We start from the raw sequence: 593 nt of genomic DNA on the forward strand, positions 1-593 counted from the left end.
AGCAACGGCGCGCGCAGATGCGCGCGGCGGCCGCGCGGGTGCAGGCATTGGGCGAGCGCAGCGGCCGCCCGGTGTGGGTGGCCGAGCTGGGCCTGCGCTCGGCGCACGGCAGTCTGGCAGCGCCCTGGGAAAGTCCGGAGCAACGCACGGCCGAGGTCGACACCGCGTTGCAGGCGCAGGTGCTGCGCGAGTGGCGCGAGGTGCTCGACGCGCAGCCGCGCATCGCCGGCATCGCGCTGTGGTGCTGGTACACCGATCCGGACGCCGGCGGCGCGCGCGACAGCGATTTCACCGTGCAGCACAAGCCGGCGCAGGCGGTGCTCAAGCGGTGAGGGTCAGGGATCAGGGGGCGCGCTTCGCCCTTGGCAGGAGTCAACTGTCATGCAACCACGACGAACGGAGTAGGCGGACGATCTGACCTCGGAAGCCGTCGTGACTGATCCCACAAAAGGGCGGCGAGAGTCCCTCCCACATCACGTCCGGACACCGATCATCGCGAGTCCATTTGGGAGTCGCAGTCGCTTGGCTTTGGCTGTTGCCCTTGCTTTTGACTTATCGGGTTCCCTTCCGAAGCGGCGGCCATCGCGGGGAAA

At 68.8% G+C, this 593-nt stretch carries 1 pseudogene; it reads left to right on the forward strand.

What is annotated here, in order from left to right:
• Positions 1-332, forward strand: a pseudogene (locus D588_RS0119635) (glycosidase-like protein); the annotation flags it as partial.
• Positions 333-593 lie beyond the last annotated feature (261 nt).

It is taken from the genome of Xanthomonas sp. SHU 308, assembly GCF_000364645.1.
Taxonomy (GTDB): Bacteria; Pseudomonadota; Gammaproteobacteria; order Xanthomonadales; family Xanthomonadaceae; genus Xanthomonas_A; species Xanthomonas_A sontii.